Below are 14,408 nucleotides of genomic sequence, written 5' to 3' on the forward strand. Positions count from 1 at the left end.
TCACGTTTGACAGCGGGCTCGGCGGCATTCAGGATGAAATCTCTCGCCAAACAACCCCTCACCAGGGGTTTCTCGCCATGTCCTCACCCACTCGCAAGGAGGGGTCGATGATCCATGCCCGAAAACTGACCAGGAGCTTCAAGCTCAAACGCGGCGGTGTCGTGGAGGCAGTCCGCGGTATCGACCTGGACGTCGAACGCGGTCAGCTCGTCGCCGTGCTCGGCCCGAACGGCGCCGGGAAGTCAACGACGCTGCGGATGCTCACCACGCTGCTGCCGCCGACCTCCGGCACGGCGACCGTCGCGGGCCGCGACATCGTCACCGACCCGGCCGGGGTGCGGGAGCGGATCGGCTACGTCGGCCAGCTCTCCAGCGCGGGCGAGAACTACCGCGTGCGCGACGAGGTCATCACCCAGGGACTGGCCTACGGGCTGTCCCGGTCCGCGGCCCGGCACCGCGCGGACGAGATGCTCGACCTGCTCGATCTCCGGCCGATGGCCTCCCGCCTGCCGGGCAGCCTCTCCGGAGGGCAGCGGCGGCGGCTGGACATCGCCATCGGCCTGGTGCACCGGCCGGAGCTGCTGTTCCTGGACGAGCCGTCGACCGGGCTGGACCCGCACAACCGGGCCAACGTGTGGGAGCACGTGCTGCGGCTGCGCGAGCAGTACGGCACCACGATCGTGCTCACCACGCACTACCTGGAGGAGGCCGACACGATGGCCGAGCGGGTGGTGATCATCGACAACGGCCGGATCATCGCCGACGGTACGGCGAACGGGCTCAAGAGCGAGCTGGCCGGGGACAGCCTCACGGTCACCACGGCCACCGAGGCGGAGGCGCTGCGAGCGGCCGACGTCGGGGTGTTCTTCGGTGCTGTGACAAGGGATTCCACGACGGTGCGGGTGCGGGTGAGCCGTGCGGACACCGCGCTGCCGGAGTACCTGCGGGTGCTCGGCGAGAAGGACGTGCGGGCGGTGACGGCGACCTCGGCCCGCCCGACGCTGGACGACGTGTTCCTGGCCCTGACCGGGCGCAGCCTGCGCGAGGACGAGGTGGCGGCGTGAGGAAACTGGTGTGGGACACCAGGACCGTGTTCCTGCGCGAGCTGATGCCGACGCTGCGCCGGCCCAGCGCGCTGATCTACACGATGGGGCAGCCGCTGCTGTTCCTGGTGCTGTTCGGGTCACTGCTGGCCGGATCGCAGGGTGGCGCCTCGCCCTGGCAGTGGTTCGTGCCCGGCATCCTGATCATGATGTGCCTGTCCGGTCCGATGATGTCCGGCTACACGTTGCTGACCGAGCTGTTGAGCGGTTCCTTCGAGCGCATCCTGGTCAGCCCGGTCGACCGCTCCGCGCTGCTGTTCGGCCGCACGCTCAAGGAGTTCCTGCTGTTGCTGGTGCAGGCGCTGCTGATCATCGCGGTGGCCACGCCGCTGGGGTTCGAGCTGTTCCCGTTGGGAGTGCTGGCCGGGCTGGCGCTGCTGGTGGTCTTCGGGTCCGGGCTGATCGCGCTGTCCTACCTGCTGGCGATCGCCTCGCGGCCCAGCGGTGAGCTGTTCTACGGCGTGACGCAGATGGTCATGTTCCCGGTGCTGCTGCTGTCGGGGGTGCTGTTGCCGGTGCAGTCGGGGCCGGAGTGGTTGCGGGTGATCGCGGCGCTGAACCCGGTGTCCTACCTGGTGGACGCGGAGCGGGCGTTGTTCGCCGGGCGGTTCGCCGAGCCCGCCGTGCTGTACGGGGCGGTGACCGCCTTCGGCTTCGCCGCGGTCGGCCTGTTCTTCGGGACGCGGGCGATGCGCAAGGGCATATGACCGACGACACGCGGTATCTGGGGATGAGTTGCGGGAGTGACCACTAGATGTAGTATTCCCCGCGTCGACGGTTCGCGGTCCCGAACGGGACGGCGAGGCAACAGGGAACCCGGTGCGAATCCGGGACTGCCCCGCAGCGGTGAGTGGGAACGAACGCCGTCATGAGCACTGGGTCGCGTCGCGGCCCGGGAAGCGACGGCAAGTAGGACGGCCGGATTCCGGTGAGTGTCCACGAGTCCGAAGACCTGCCGTCGATGGGTGCGCCGCCCGGCGCTCCCGGTCCGTGGCCTCGCGGGAGGGCCGAGCGGACGACCACGCAGCCCTTCGCGGCCTGTGGTCGGCCCTCTCCCCCGCGTGGCTCTTCCCAGCGAACGAGGAGAACGCCGTGCACACCGCCCCGGCCCGCCCAGGCATACCCGGCTGCTCTCCCTCCCCCCTCGCTGGAGCGCTCTTCTAGCCACCGCCCGGGGTACGCGCGTCTTCACGACCCCCAAGCCTTCGCAGGCATCGCCGACCACATCCGGCCTCCGGGTTCGGTGCGGGGGTGCGGCGTAGGTGAAGACCGGCGACCCCCGGCCGTTTCGCTAGACCTCCCACCAGGTTTCGCTTGCCGACGCCGCTGTCCGGGCGCTCGGTGGGTGGCGCCTGCCCTCATCCCGGCGACCTCCTTGGAGTTCCTCCTTTGACCGTGCATTCGACGGAGCCCGTCTCACAGTCCGCCGTGTCCCCCGTTGCGGTGATCCGCCGCGACGGCACCTCCTCCCCCTTCGACTCCACCAAGATCTCCGTCGCGGTGACCAAGGCGTTCCTGGAGGTCGAGGGCCGCGACGCGGGGACGTCCACCCGCGTCCGCGAGCTGATCGGCGAACTGACCCTGCAGGTGGAGACCGCGCTGCTGCGGCACAGCGGCCCGGACAAGCCCCTGCACATCGAGCAGATCCAGGACCAGGTCGAGCTGGCCCTGATGCGCGGCGGCCACCACAAGGTCGCCCGCGCCTACGTCCTCTACCGCGAGGAGCACGCCAAGGCGCGCTCGCGGCAGCCGATCGCAGCCGAGCCCGTCGCACCGGCGATCTCCGTTCGGCATCCCGACGGACGCGTCGAACCGCTGGACACCGACCGCCTCGCGCTGGTGATCTCCGAGGCGTGCGCCGGTCTTGAGGCGGTGTCGGCGGACGCGGTGCTGGCCGAGACGCTGCGCAACCTCTACGACGGCATCACCATCGCCGAGCTGAGCATCGCGCCGGTGATGGCCGCGCGCACCATGGTCGAGACCGACCCGAACTACTCCTTCGTCAGCGCGCGCCTGTTGCAGGACAAGCTGCGCAGGGAGGCGCTGGAGTTCGTCTACGGCGGTGTGCAGCAGGCCAGTCACGGCGAGATGGGCCAGCGGTACCCGGCGTACTTCGCCGAGTTCGTCCACCGCGGGATCGCGCTGGGCCAGCTCGACCCGGAGCTGGCGAACTTCGACCTGGAACGGCTGGGCGCGGCGCTGGTGCCGGACCGCGACCTGCGGTTCCAGTTCCTCGGGATGCAGACGCTCTACGACCGCTACCTGCTGCACAGCGACCAGCACCGCTACGAGCTGCCGCAGGCGTTCTTCATGCGCGTGGCGATGGGCCTGTCGCTGCTGGAGTCCGACCGCGAGGCGCGGGCGATCGAGTTCTACGACCTGATCTCCTCCTTCGACTTCATGTGCTCCACGCCGACGCTGTTCAACGCGGGCACCACCCGGCCGCAACTGTCCTCGTGCTTCCTCACCACGGTCGCCGACGACCTGGAGGGCATCTTCCACGGCATCAGCAACAACGCGTTGCTGTCGAAGTACGCGGGCGGGCTCGGCAACGACTGGACCCCGGTCCGCGGCATCGGCGCGCACATCAAGGGCACCAACGGCCAGTCGCAGGGCGTGGTCCCGTTCCTGAAGATCGCCAACGACACGGCGGTCGCGGTGAACCAGGGCGGCAAGCGCAAGGGCGCGGTCTGCGCGTACCTGGAGACCTGGCACATCGACGTCGAGGAGTTCCTCGACCTGCGCAAGAACACCGGCGACGACCGGCGCCGCACGCACGACATGAACACCGCGAACTGGGTGCCGGACGAGTTCATGCGCCGTGTGCGCGCCGACGGGGAGTGGACGCTGTTCTCCCCCGACGAGGTGCCGGACCTGCACGACTCCTACGGGCCGGAGTTCACCGAGCGCTACCGCGCCTACGAGCTCGCCGCCTCGCGCGGGGAGATCCGGGTCTTCCGCACGCTCAAGGCGAAGGACCTGTGGCGGCGCATGCTGACCATGCTCTTCGAGACCGGGCACCCGTGGATCACCTTCAAGGACCCGTGCAACCTGCGTTCGCCGCAGCAGCACTCCGGTGTCGTGCACTCGTCCAACCTGTGCACCGAGATCACGCTGAACACCACCGTGGACGAGGTCGCGGTGTGCAACCTCGGCTCGGTGAACCTCGCCCAGCACGTGACCGCGGAGGGCATCGACCACGCGCGTCTCGAGCGGACGGTGCGCACGGCGGTTCGCATGCTGGACAACGTGATCGACGTGAACTTCTACACGATCCCCGAGGCCAAGCGCTCCAACATGCGCCACCGTCCGGTGGGCCTGGGCCTGATGGGCTTCCAGGACGCGCTGTTCGCGCTGCGCGTGCCGATGGGCTCCGAGGCCGCGGTGGAGTTCGCCGACCGCAGCATGGAGGAGATCAGCTACTACGCGATCTCCGCCTCCGCGGAGCTGGCCGCCGAGCGCGGCGCGTACGAGACCTTCCAGGGTTCCCTGTGGAGCAAGGGAATCCTGCCGATCGACTCGGTGCAGCTGCTCGCCGACGCGCGCGGTGCCGATCTCGACCTGGACCGCTCGTCCACTTTGGACTGGGAGACGCTGCGGGCGCGGGTCGTCGAGGTGGGCATGCGCAACTCCAACGTCATGGCGATCGCGCCGACCGCGACCATCGCCAACATCACCGGGGTCGGGCAGTCCATCGAACCGCTCTACCGCAACCTCTACGTGAAGTCGAACATGTCCGGTGACTTCACCGTGGTGAACCCGGCCCTGGTCCGCGAGCTCAAGGAACTGGGCCTGTGGGACGAGGTGATGATCGGCGACCTGAAGTACTTCGACGGCAGCCTCGGCGCGATCGACCGGATCCCGGCCGAGGTCAAGGCGCTCTACGCCACCGCGTTCGAGCTGGACAGCCGCTGGCTGATCGAGGCCGCCGCGCGCAGGCAGAAGTGGATCGACCAGGCGCAGTCGCTGAACCTCTACATCGCCGCGCCCAGCGGCCGCAAGCTCGACGAGCTGTACCAGCACGCGTGGCTGCGCGGCCTGAAGACCACCTACTACCTGCGGTCGCAGAGCGCGACGCACGTGGAGAAGAGCACGCTGCGCGGCACCGACGGCAAGCTCAACGCCGTCTCCCCCGTCGTGCCCGCGCCCGCGCCGACGGCGGTGCCGGTCGACCCGAACCCGGGCGCCGCCTGCTCGATCGACGACCCCGACTGCGAAGCCTGCCAGTGAGGACCCCACCGATGACCAACACCGAGATCACCAGCGGCCTTGGCGAGATCGACCGCTCCGGCGGCCGGGTCAGCGTCGACGAGAAGCGCATGATCAACTGCCGCGCCGACGTCAACCAGCTGCTGCCGCTGAAGTACCACTGGGCGTGGGAGAAGTACCTCGCGGGCTGCAACAACCATTGGATGCCGACCGAGGTGTCCATGCAGGCCGACATCGCGCTGTGGAAGTCCCCGACCGGGCTGACCGAGGACGAGCGTCGCGCCGTCAAGCGCAACCTCGGCTTCTTCGCCGCGTCGGAGTCGTTGGTGGCCAACAACATCGTGCTGGCCGTCTACCGCAACCTGACCAACCCCGAGTGCCGCCAGTACCTGCTGCGCCAGGCGTTCGAGGAGGCGGTGCACACCCACACCTTCCAGTACATCGTGGAGAGCCTCGGCCTGGACGAGGGCGAGCTGTTCAACATGTACCGCGAGGTCCCGTCGATCACCGACAAGGCCGCGTGGGCGCTGGCCTACACCCAGCACCTGGAAGACCCGGACTTCCGCACCGGCACGCCCGAGACCGACCAGGCGTTCCTGCGCGACCTCATCGCCTTCTACGTGGTGTTCGAGGGCATGTGGTTCTACACCGGGTTCGCCCAGATCCTCTCGCTGGGGCGGCGCAACAAGATGGTCGGCATCGCCGAGCAGTACCAGTACATCCTGCGGGACGAGTCGATCCACCTGAACTTCGGCATCGACGCGATCAACCAGATCAAGATCGAGAACCCGCACCTGTGGAGCCCGGAGTTCCAGGCCGAGGTGCGCTCGATGCTGGCCGAGGCGTGCGAGCTGGAGGTGGCCTACGGCCGCGACACCATGCCACGCGGCCTGCTCGGGCTCAACGCCGACCTGTGCGAGCAGTACATGCACTTCATCACCAACCGCCGCTGCGCCCAGATCGGCCTGGCACCGGTGTTCGCGGAGACGGAGAACCCGTTCCCGTGGATGTCGGAGATGATGGATCTGAAGAAGGAGAAGAACTTCTTCGAGACCCGGGTGATCGAGTACCAGTCCGGTGGCGCCCTCGACTGGGACTAGCGGTTGCGCCGTGGTGGCCCCGTCCCCTCCCACGGGGCCACCACGGTCCTATGTGGACAGAGCAGTGGCCGGCTCGTCCGGGGTGTCCGGGTGCGGTCCGACTTCATCATGCAAACCTGGTGTGATGCGAGCAGCCGAGGGCGAGGTACTGCATTTCTCCGAAGACCCCCACATCTCGCGGTTCGTGCCTCACGTGGCCGCGACCGCACGCCAACCGGAGGCGTACGTGTGGGCTGTCGACGCCGCGCGGTCACCGGACTACTGGTTCCCCCGCCAGTGCCCGCGCGCGATGGCGTGGGTGACGCCAACGACCACTGTGGACGATCGCGCCCGGGTTCTCGGTACCAGCGAACGCGTGCACGCGGTGGAGTACACGTGGTTGGAGGCGATGCGCACCGTCCGGCTGTTCGCCTACCGCTTCTCCGCTGAGCACTTCGAGCCGTTCGGCGATGCCGCGCACGTCGCGACCCGCACTGTCCGGCCGCTGGGGCCACCCGAGCCGGTCGGCGATCTGTTCGCGCTGCACGAAGCGGCCGGGATCGAACTGCGCGTGCTCACCGGCCTGTGGCCGTTCTGGAACACCGTGATCGCGAGCAGCGTCGGTTTCAGCGGTATCCGCCTCCGCAACGCCACACCTCGCCTTATTCCTTGACACGAATATTCGTCCTGACGAATACTGCGGGTGTGGAAGCACTCCTCGCCGCCCTGGCGGACCCGGCGCGCTGGCGGCTCGTGACCTTGTTGGCCGAGCGCCCGCGCCCGGTCGGTGTCCTCGCCCAGCTCGCCGAGGCGCGCCAACCGCAGACGACCAAGCACCTGCAGACCCTGGAACGCGCTGGAGTCGTCACCTCCGAACGCCTCGGCCAGCGCCGCGTCTACGCCCTCCAACCCGCGCTCCTGCGGGAGTTGGCGACCACCCTGCACCGGCTGGCGGACAGCGCCGACCGGGTCGAGACCTACGCGCCCCGCGTGCACGCCGAACGGCTCGCCGCACAGGAGCCCGGGTGGGCGGACGGTCGCTCGCTCAGCTTCCTCCGGTCCCTGACGGCGAGCCCTGAGCTGGTGTGGCGCCACCTGACCGAGGTCTCCCTGCTCGCCCACTGGTGGGCGCCCGATGATCTCCGCTTCTCCGAACTGGTCTTCGAGGCGCGCCCGGGCGGGCGGATCGTCCAGGAGTACCGCGACGCCGAGGACGCCGACGGATCCGACCAGGTCGCCGGGCGCGCGGAGGGCGTCGTCGAGGAAGTGCGCGCCGGAGAGCGCCTGTCCTACCGGCTCTCCCCACTGCTTCCCGGCGGAGACCTCGCCTTCACCGCCCACGTCGACTTCGGCCTGTGTGCCACCGAAACCGGCACCGACCTGACCGTCCAGTACCGCATCACCGACAGCACCGTCGGCTCCGCGGACTTCATCGCGGGCATCGAGATCGGCTTCGGCCAGTGCCTCGACAAGCTCGCCGCGGACGTGCACGACACAAACACAAGGAGCTCGAAATGACCCGCAGAGTCGTCACCAACATGAGCCTTTCCCTCGACGGCCACTACGCCGCGCCTGACAACCCTCACGACATGAGCTGGGTGATGCCCTACGCCGTCACCGACGTCGCCCGTGACCACCTGACCAGCCTCTGGGAATCGGCGACCACTGCCCTGCTCGGCCGGGTCAACGCCGAAGGATTCCTCGGTTTCTGGCCAACGGTCATCGGAATGGAGGGTGCCGACCCGCGCGACGTCGGATTCGCGAAGTGGCTCGTCGGCGCCGAGAAGGTGGTCCTGTCCTCGACCCTCCGCGCGGCGCCGTGGGAACGGACCACGATCGTCGACAAGCCCGCCGCCGAAGTGGTCGCCGACCTCCAGGAAACCGATGGCGGCGACATCCTCGTGCTGTCCAGCGCCAGTGTCATCAAGGCCCTGCTCGCCGCCGATCTCGTCGACCGGCTGGCGATCACGATCTTCCCGGTTTCCCTCGGCGGCGGCCCGCGCCTGTTCGACGAGGGCCTGCCCGCCGCGCAGTGGTCGCTCGCCGGCCAGGCCGCGGGTGAGCACGGCACGGTTTCCCTCGTCTACGACCGAGTCCGGAATTAGAAGCCGCGCCATTCCGAATGCGAAAAGCAGGAGCGGCCTTCCCCTGCCGATAAGTGCGAACCCGGCGACGACACGCACCGGTTGCACCTCGGTTTCGTTCCGCTTCACAGATCACCCGGAGCGATACAGTCGACAGCGACGTCGAGCTTTGGGGACCGGATGTACATCTCGCGGGTCAGGCTGAACAACATCCGGGGGTTCCACGACTCCCGGCAGGTCGACCTGGAGCTGACGCGGCCCGACGGCACGCACGCCGGGTGGACGGTGATCGCGGGTCGCAACGGCTCGGGGAAGACCTCGTTGCTGCGGGCGATCGCGTTGGCGGTGAGCGGGCCCGCGGTCGCGCGGAACCTGGTGCCGGACTTCGAGAACTGGATCACCTCGGGGCGCGACACCGCGAACGCGCGGGTGCAGCTGGCCTTCGACCCGGACGTGGACCGGCTGACCGGGCAGGGGCGGACCCCGAAGAACGAGTTCTGGGTGGGCCTGGCGTGGACCCCGCCGGACAAGGACACGCAGGTCTACCGCGCGAGCGTGCAGCCGTCGCTGCACGAGGCGATCCCGGAGCGGCAGCGGGCGATGCCCAGGCGGGGGCCGTGGCAGGACAACCCGACCGGCTGGTTCTGCGCGGCCTACGGCCCGTTCCGCAGGCTCGCGGGCGGGGCGAGCGACGCGCAGCGGTTGATGCTCAGCCCCGGCCCGGTCGCCCGACTGGCCAGCCTCTTCCACGAGGACGCCTCGCTGGCCGAGGGCGTGAGCTGGCTGATCGAGCAGCACCTGCGGTCATTGGAGCGCCGCCCCGGCGCGCGGGAACTGAAGAACACCGCGCTGCGTGTGCTGGCGGACGGCCTGCTGCCGGACTCCTACCGGATCGAGGGTGTCGACTCCGACGGCCTGTGGGTGGTGCGGGGCGGGCACCGGTTCCCGTTGCGGGAGATGAGCGACGGCTACCGCACGGTGGCCGCGCTGGTGGTCGACCTGCTCAAGCAGATCCACGAGGCGTTCGGCAGCCTCCCGGTCGACGGCGACGCACCGGTGATCACCGTTCCCGGCGTGGTGATCATCGACGAGGTGGACGCGCACCTGCACGTCTCCTGGCAGAGGCGCATCGGCGGCTGGCTCAAGGAGCACTTCCCGAACATCCAGTTCATCGTGACCACGCACAGCCCCTACGTGTGCCAGGCCGCCGACGAGGGCGGTCTGATCAAGCTCCCCGGCCCGGACGGCGAGGACCCGCCGCTGGTGGTCGACCAGGACCTCTACGAGCGGATCGTGTTCGGCAGCGGCGACGACGCGGTGCTCTCCGAGCTGTTCGGCCTGGACACCCCGTACTCCGAGCGCGCGCAGCAGCTGCGCCGGGAACTGGTGGAGCTGGAGGTCGGGGTGCTGGCCGGGGAGATCAGCGAGGCCGCGAAGTACCGCTACCAGCAGCTGAAGGACCTGCTGACCAGCTCGCCGGTGGCCAGGGTGGACGAGGTCGCGGCGCGGCTGCGCCACGGCTGGTCCGAGGAATGATCCCGCTCGCCCGCGCCCAGCTGCCCGAGGAGGTCGCCGGGCGGCTCGCCGCGCTGACCGAACAGCTCCGCAGGACACCGCGGGGCAGCCGGACCGCGCACGCGCGCAGGCTGTGGCGGGCCAACCGCGACCGGCGGGCGCTGCGGACCGTGCTGGCCGGGATGGCGCCGGGGCGGCAGCACTGCATGTACTGCGGGGACAACCAGGGCACCGACATCGACCACCACGAGCCGTTGTCGCGCAACCCGTTGCGGACCTTCGACTGGCTCAACCACCTGCTCGCCTGCTCGACGTGCAACAGCCACGAGAAGCGCGACCGGTACCCGCTGGCCGCGGACGGCACGCCGCTGTTGATCGACCCGACCGCGGAGGACCCGTTCGACCACCTGGTGCTGGCGCTGTCGCTGGGCGAGTACTACCCGCTCACCGCGAAAGGCCGCGCCACGATCGAGGTGTGCGGACTCAACCGCCCGCTGCTGACGCGCGGCCGTGTCCAAGCCCAGCGGGTGGTCGTGTACTGCCTGCGCGAGTGGAACAGGGCCCGGGACGCGGCGTCGCGGGCGCGGGCGGTGCTGACGGTGCGGGAACAGCCGTTCGCCGACGTGTGCCAGTCGATGCTGCGGCAGGCGGTGCTGGCCAACGCGGATCTGCTCTTCTCCGACTCCCCCGGCGTCGTCGAGCTGCTGCGACGCCCCGAACTGCGGTCGGCTCTGCTCGCCTGACCTGCGATAACAAAAAAGTCCACAAATCTTCGTCCGACGTGTCGATCCGCCCCGCCGCCGTTCGACGCTCAGGTAGAAAGCACGAACACCCCTTCAGGACGGAGACAGGCGATGCGTTTCATGGTGCTGGTCAAGGCCACCGAGGAGTCCGAGGCCGGCGTGCTGCCGACCGTGGAGGAGCTCAACGCCATGGGCAAGTTCAACGCCGAGCTCGTCGAGGCGGGCATCATGCTCGCCGGTGACGGCCTGCAGCCCAGCTCCCAGGGCGCGCGCGTGCGCTTCGAAGGAGACAAGCGCAGCGTCATCGACGGCCCCTTCGCCGAGACCAAGGAGCTGATCGCCGGCTTCTGGATCATCGACGTCAAGTCGCTCGACGAGGCGGTCGCGTGGGTCAAGCGGGTCCCGTTCAACGGCCCCGAGCCCACCGAGATCGAGATCCGCCGGGTCACCGAGGCGGCCGACTTCGCCGCGGTGATGACCCCGGAGATGCAGGCCCAGGAGGACCGCCTGCGCGAGAAGGTCGAGCAGCAGGCGGCCGAGCGCTCCTGACCCGGTGCCGAGGACCCCGGCGTCAGGCGTTGGGGCAGAAGAGGTCCACGGTGTTGCCGTCGGGGTCCTCGACCACCGCGTAGCGCTGGCCCCAGAACGCGTCCCAGGGCTCGCGGTGCCCGTGGTGGCCCAGGCCGACCAGTTTCGCGTACACCGCGTCGACCTCGGCCGGGCTCCCGCACCTGAACGCCAGCGACATCCGGATCGGCCCGGTCGGGTGCACGTAGTCCGGCTCGAAGGAGCGGATCGTCTCCACGGTGTCCCACGCCAGCCGCATCCCGCCGGGCAGCGCCACCTCCACGTGCGGCTGGTCGTCGGCCTCGGCGGGGATGTCCAGCCCGAGGTGCCGGTAGAAGGCCAGCGACTTGCCCATGTCGGCGACGACCATGCCCACGAGGTCCAACTGCACGTCCATGACTCTCCGATCAACGACTTCCGTGTGGCACCACGCTAACCACGGCCGCCCATCGGGGTCTTGAAGAAACCGGACATCAGTCCAGCTGTTCGGCGTCCAGCCCCAGGTCCTTGCGCATCTCCTTGCGCAGCAACCGGTACTCGCGCTGCGCCTCGTCCCACAGCCGCTTCTGCTCGGCGACGCTCTTCCCGGCGAGCAAAGCCGTCGCGAGCTCGGAGCGCCGGATCATCGACTCCCGGAGCATGGACCGGATCTGCTCGGGAGCGTGGACGTTCACCCCACCTAGGGAGGTGCGGGCCTGCGTCGTGGCGGTCCGCAGGTCGGCCACCATCTCCTCCGTGAGTGGGTGGTCCGATTTCCGGGCCTGGTAGAGGACTCGACCGAAGAGACCGAGCAGACCGACGACGATGGGCACCTACAGCGGCACCTGACCGGAGGACATGATCGAAACCTAACGGACCGCGTACAGCACGATCCCGACGACCACCACCGCCGCTCCGCTGAGCACCGAGACCACCGGCAACGTGCACGCCAGCACCACGCAGCCGAGCAACCCCACCACCGGCACCACCCGCCTGCTGCCCAACGTCCACGCCGAGGCGTTCGCGATCGCGTAGTACAGCAGCACCCCGAACGAGGAGAACCCGATAACGCCACGCAGGTCCGCGAATCCCGCCGCGATCGCCACAACCGCACCCACCACGAGCTCGGCGCGGTGCGGCACGGAAAACCGGGGGTGCACCACCGCGAGGGCTCCCGGCAGATGACGATCACGAGCCATCGCCAGCACCGTCCGCGACACGCCGAGGATCAACGCCAGCAGAGCACCGAGCGCCGCCAAAGCCGCCCCCACGGTCACCACCGGCGCCAGGCCCGGCACTCCGGCCGCGACCACCACATCCACCAGTGGCGCCTTCGACTCCGCCAACCGCGCGGGACCGAGCACGGACAACACCGTCACCCCGACCGCGGCGTAGACGAACAGCGTGATCACCAAAGCGATGGAGATCGCCCGCGGGATGGTCCGAACCGGGTCCCGGACCTCCTCGCCGAGCGTCGCCACCCGCGCGTACCCCGCGAAGGCGAAGAACAGCAGCCCCGCCGCCTCCAGCACGCCGAAACCACCCGCAACACCCAGATTCCCCAGATCGACGGCGGAACTGCCCAGCCCGGTCACCACCACGACGGCCAGCACGACCAGCACCGTCGCGACGATCACCCGCGCGGCCTTCTTCACACCCACGTAGTTCAGCGCGGTCAGCAACACCACCGCAGCCACCGCGACGAGGTGAGCCCGCTCCGGCCACACGTGCAGCCCGACCGTCAACGCCATCGCCGCACACGACGCTGTCTTGCCCACGACGAACGACCACCCGGCCAGGTAGCCCCAGAACGGGCCCAACCGCTCACGCCCGTAGACGTAGGTCCCACCCGAAGTCGGGTACAGCGCGGCGAGCCGCGCCGAGGACGTCGCGTTGCAGTACGCCACCAGCGCCGCGATCGCCAAACCGACCAGCAAGCCCGAACCGGCCGCCGCCGCGGCGGGCGCGAAAGCGCTGAAGACACCGGCGCCGATCATCGCGCCGAGACCCACCACGACCGTGTCGCCCAGGCCGAGCCTGCGCACGAGCCCCGTCACGTGCGCGGCATCCACGCCGTCACGTCGACACGGCTGGTGTTGCCCAGGTCGAGCGTGGTCCTCGGATCGATCTTCTGACCGGGCACGCCCTCCAGCGGCGCGATCTCCAACGCCGTTGCCGTGTACGGCACCCGATCGATACCGGTCACGGTGTTGCGCCAGGACAGGTGCGAGACCAACCGCTCACCGGGCTTGATCGTCAACGGTTTCGCACCCGGGTCGTCGGTCGCGCTGTGCCCCACGGTCAGATCGAGCAGATTCCCCTCGGCGTCGAAGAACTTCACCACGGGATAGCCGTTGACCTCAAACGGTTTGCCGCCGCAGTTGGCCAGCTCCAGACCCATCTGCCGGAACCCCAGCGCCGCGTCCACGATCCCCGTCGTGACCTTCATGCACGGCTCGGGAACGGACGGCGGAGGTGGTGGCGGAGGAGGGGCGGACGTGCACGCGCTCAGCAACAGCGCCACTGCGACCAATGCGACTCTCACGAAGTGGACATTGCCACGCCCACTACCCGCCAACCCAGTTCTTCACCGAACATTCACGATCTTTCCCCGCTTCCGGTAAGCCGCCGCCTTCACCCGGTTCTGGCACGCCACCCCGCAGAAGCGCTTCGTCCGCCCCTGACTGGCGTCGAGGAAAACCCGATCACAGCGCGGCGCGGCGCAGCACCCCAGCCGCTGCGCGGAGTCGTCACCGAGCACCGCGGCGAACGCGACCGCGAGACCGGCCGTCCACCTCCGCACGAAGTCCGCATCGGCGGCGTGGAACGTCAGGTGCCACGGCTCGTCCCCGTCGCGGTGCAGGCGCGGCCGGGCATCGCTGTCCGCCAGCAGCCGGTTCAGCACACCCGCGGCACCATCATGATCACCGCTGCTCAACGCCTCGATGACCGCGCGCAGGTCCACCGCCAGCCCGGCCAGCCGCCCGACCTCGTCCTCGCGCAGGTACGCGGGCGTCCCACCGCGGTTGTCCCCGGTCAACGCGTTCACCAGATCGACAGCGGTCTCCAGCCGGAGCGCGTGATGGCTGGTGCCGATGTCCATGCCGAACCCTCCGTCACTGACTCATG

General features: G+C 69.3%; 15 protein-coding genes and 1 riboswitch. Of the genes, 10 read left to right on the top strand and 5 right to left on the bottom strand.

Translation table 11 applies throughout. The features are described 5' to 3' along the window. Nucleotides 1-107 precede the first annotated feature (107 nt). The 10 genes from BLT28_RS09040 to BLT28_RS09085 all read left to right on the top strand — a co-directional run bounded on the left by BLT28_RS09040 (nt 108) and on the right by BLT28_RS09085 (nt 11,282). Nucleotides 108-1,064: an ATP-binding cassette domain-containing protein gene (locus tag BLT28_RS09040; protein ID WP_030431682.1), complete on the top strand. Its 957-nt coding sequence runs from the start codon at nt 108-110 to the stop codon at nt 1,062-1,064. Further along, nucleotides 1,061-1,810, top strand: a complete 750-nt coding sequence (locus BLT28_RS09045) for an ABC transporter permease (RefSeq protein ID WP_030431681.1) — start codon at nt 1,061-1,063, stop codon at nt 1,808-1,810. The genes BLT28_RS09040 and BLT28_RS09045 overlap by 4 nt, the downstream gene beginning before the upstream one ends. A gap of 51 nt (nt 1,811-1,861) precedes the next feature. Continuing rightward, a riboswitch (cobalamin riboswitch) is annotated at nt 1,862-2,077 on the top strand. A gap of 415 nt (nt 2,078-2,492) precedes the next feature. Then, nucleotides 2,493-5,333: a ribonucleoside-diphosphate reductase subunit alpha gene (locus tag BLT28_RS09050; protein ID WP_030431680.1), complete on the top strand. Its 2,841-nt coding sequence runs from the start codon at nt 2,493-2,495 to the stop codon at nt 5,331-5,333. Between the two features lie 11 nt (nt 5,334-5,344). Next, nucleotides 5,345-6,412, top strand: a complete 1,068-nt coding sequence (locus BLT28_RS09055; RefSeq protein WP_030431679.1) for a ribonucleotide-diphosphate reductase subunit beta — start codon at nt 5,345-5,347, stop codon at nt 6,410-6,412. Nucleotides 6,413-6,536: 124 nt separating this feature from the next. Then, nucleotides 6,537-7,064 (top strand): DUF6886 family protein, encoded by a 528-nt coding sequence (locus tag BLT28_RS09060; protein WP_030431678.1) that lies wholly within the window; start codon nt 6,537-6,539, stop codon nt 7,062-7,064. 32 nt (nt 7,065-7,096) lie between these two features. Continuing rightward, complete coding sequence (locus tag BLT28_RS09065) at nt 7,097-7,909, top strand: metalloregulator ArsR/SmtB family transcription factor (protein ID WP_030431677.1); 813 nt, start codon at nt 7,097-7,099, stop codon at nt 7,907-7,909. Next, nucleotides 7,906-8,496, top strand: coding sequence for a dihydrofolate reductase family protein (locus tag BLT28_RS09070; RefSeq protein ID WP_030431676.1), 591 nt, complete (start codon nt 7,906-7,908; stop codon nt 8,494-8,496). The genes BLT28_RS09065 and BLT28_RS09070 overlap by 4 nt, the downstream gene beginning before the upstream one ends. 159 nt (nt 8,497-8,655) lie before the next feature. Then, nucleotides 8,656-10,011, top strand: coding sequence for an AAA family ATPase (locus BLT28_RS09075; protein WP_030431675.1), 1,356 nt, complete (start codon nt 8,656-8,658; stop codon nt 10,009-10,011). Further along, the gene (locus BLT28_RS09080) at nt 10,008-10,733 is read left to right on the top strand and encodes an HNH endonuclease (RefSeq protein WP_030431674.1); all 726 of its coding nucleotides are present in this window, start codon (nt 10,008-10,010) and stop codon (nt 10,731-10,733) included. Before BLT28_RS09075 ends, BLT28_RS09080 begins: the two co-directional genes overlap by 4 nt. A gap of 111 nt (nt 10,734-10,844) precedes the next feature. Beyond that, nucleotides 10,845-11,282 (top strand): YciI family protein, encoded by a 438-nt coding sequence (locus BLT28_RS09085; RefSeq protein WP_030431673.1) that lies wholly within the window; start codon nt 10,845-10,847, stop codon nt 11,280-11,282. A gap of 22 nt (nt 11,283-11,304) precedes the next feature. Here BLT28_RS09085 and BLT28_RS09090 read toward each other — a convergent pair whose 3' ends face one another. From BLT28_RS09090 to BLT28_RS09110, 5 genes are all read right to left on the bottom strand, one after another. Then, nucleotides 11,305-11,697, bottom strand: a complete 393-nt coding sequence (locus tag BLT28_RS09090) for a VOC family protein (RefSeq protein ID WP_030431672.1) — start codon at nt 11,695-11,697, stop codon at nt 11,305-11,307. Nucleotides 11,698-11,773: 76 nt separating this feature from the next. Further along, the gene (locus BLT28_RS09095) at nt 11,774-12,112 is read right to left on the bottom strand and encodes a hypothetical protein (protein WP_030431671.1); all 339 of its coding nucleotides are present in this window, start codon (nt 12,110-12,112) and stop codon (nt 11,774-11,776) included. A 36-nt stretch (nt 12,113-12,148) separates the two neighbouring features. Further along, a complete protein-coding gene (locus BLT28_RS09100; RefSeq protein ID WP_081900575.1) occupies nt 12,149-13,276 on the bottom strand; it encodes an APC family permease in 1,128 nt (375 codons plus the stop codon). Between the two features lie 56 nt (nt 13,277-13,332). Further along, nucleotides 13,333-13,824, bottom strand: a complete 492-nt coding sequence (locus tag BLT28_RS41320) for a DUF4232 domain-containing protein (protein ID WP_156051322.1) — start codon at nt 13,822-13,824, stop codon at nt 13,333-13,335. A 42-nt stretch (nt 13,825-13,866) separates the two neighbouring features. Then, nucleotides 13,867-14,382, bottom strand: coding sequence for a CGNR zinc finger domain-containing protein (locus tag BLT28_RS09110; RefSeq protein WP_030431668.1), 516 nt, complete (start codon nt 14,380-14,382; stop codon nt 13,867-13,869). Nucleotides 14,383-14,408: the final 26 nt, after the last annotated feature.

Origin of the sequence: Allokutzneria albata (assembly GCF_900103775.1) — a bacterium.
GTDB lineage: Bacteria > Actinomycetota > Actinomycetes > Mycobacteriales > Pseudonocardiaceae > Allokutzneria > Allokutzneria albata.

Excerpts from the sequence above, each read along its gene's own strand:
- BLT28_RS09040 (WP_030431682.1), top strand. The coding sequence starts at position 108 with ATGATCCATGCCCGAAAACTGACCAGGAGCTTCAAGCTCAAACGCGGC.
- BLT28_RS09055 (WP_030431679.1), top strand. The coding sequence starts at position 5,345 with ATGACCAACACCGAGATCACCAGCGGCCTTGGCGAGATCGACCGCTCC.
- BLT28_RS09060 (WP_030431678.1), top strand. The coding sequence starts at position 6,537 with ATGCGAGCAGCCGAGGGCGAGGTACTGCATTTCTCCGAAGACCCCCAC.
- BLT28_RS09070 (WP_030431676.1), top strand. The coding sequence starts at position 7,906 with ATGACCCGCAGAGTCGTCACCAACATGAGCCTTTCCCTCGACGGCCAC.
- BLT28_RS09075 (WP_030431675.1), top strand. The coding sequence starts at position 8,656 with ATGTACATCTCGCGGGTCAGGCTGAACAACATCCGGGGGTTCCACGAC.
- BLT28_RS09080 (WP_030431674.1), top strand. The coding sequence starts at position 10,008 with ATGATCCCGCTCGCCCGCGCCCAGCTGCCCGAGGAGGTCGCCGGGCGG.
- BLT28_RS09085 (WP_030431673.1), top strand. The coding sequence starts at position 10,845 with ATGCGTTTCATGGTGCTGGTCAAGGCCACCGAGGAGTCCGAGGCCGGC.
- BLT28_RS09090 (WP_030431672.1), bottom strand. The coding sequence starts at position 11,697 with ATGGACGTGCAGTTGGACCTCGTGGGCATGGTCGTCGCCGACATGGGC.
- BLT28_RS09100 (WP_081900575.1), bottom strand. The coding sequence starts at position 13,276 with ATGATCGGCGCCGGTGTCTTCAGCGCTTTCGCGCCCGCCGCGGCGGCG.
- BLT28_RS09110 (WP_030431668.1), bottom strand. The coding sequence starts at position 14,382 with ATGGACATCGGCACCAGCCATCACGCGCTCCGGCTGGAGACCGCTGTC.